This window comes from Bacillus cereus group sp. MYBK108-1, assembly GCF_051917185.1.
Classification (GTDB): domain Bacteria; phylum Bacillota; class Bacilli; order Bacillales; family Bacillaceae_G; genus Bacillus_A; species Bacillus_A cereus.
Genome location: NZ_JBQAHZ010000063.1, coordinates 1 through 934, shown reverse-complemented (window position 1 = coordinate 934; position 934 = coordinate 1). Strand labels below are relative to the sequence as shown.

Genomic DNA, 934 nt, shown 5'->3' with positions numbered 1-934 from the left:
TAATTTTGCATGTCTGATTCATGATAAAGTACCCATGTCATCCCAATATTTTGTTCATTTACCACAGAAATATCTACTTCTTTTGGATCTGTAACATTAAACGTATAAACATCTGTTTGATCAGGAGTAATCAGATTTCCTTTTACAAGCGTATTAAACGGGAGTACCTTCTCCTCTTCATAAGATTCACCTGTTTGCGGATCTTGTTTTATAGTAACTTTTGTCTGTTCTTTGCTTTCTTTTCCTCTACTATCTTTCACTGTTAGTTCCACAGTGTATGTTCCTTTTTCTCCATATACATGGGTAGGATTTGCTTCTGTACTTGTTGTACCATCTCCAAAGTTCCATAGATAAGAAGTAACTTTTCCATTTTCACTTGTTGTACCATCGCTATGAAATTGAATCTCTTCATTTACTATCCCGCTGTATGGTCCATTCATATTTACTATAGTATTTGTTTTTTCCTTTTCCTCAGTTGCAACACCATGAAAAACAATATCATATTCAAACTGGTTAGCTGCATTCACACGATAGTTTACAAAATAGGCTGTAACTGTTTTATAACCACTCCAACCTTTTTGGGATAACTGCTCTAAAGTTCGATTTACTTGTTTACTCATCGTTTTCCAATCTTCAGACTCACCTTTTGATGTACCACCTGTATACTTGCCTTCCACGGTAAATGTATTAAAGAATTGCGACTCATATTTTGTAATTTTGGCATCTTTTATATTTGCTACATCCACAATTTCGTTTTTCACTTCAGCTAGCGGCTTTGGTGCGTGTTGAATTAAATAATCATTTGTTACTTGCGGTACATTATATTTATCTTGATTATCAATCAACTGCTGCATATATGCTTGATATTCTGCATTCAATTGTGTATTGTTGCTCAATGATTCACGATATGAGTCATAATTTTTCACATCGTTTG

General features: G+C 33.9%; 1 protein-coding gene. It reads right to left on the bottom strand.

Annotated elements, in window-relative coordinates; all coding sequences use genetic code 11:
* Positions 1–934: PKD domain-containing protein (locus ACTFSL_RS31070; protein ID WP_440042965.1), on the bottom strand; the 934-nt coding region annotated here is incomplete at both ends.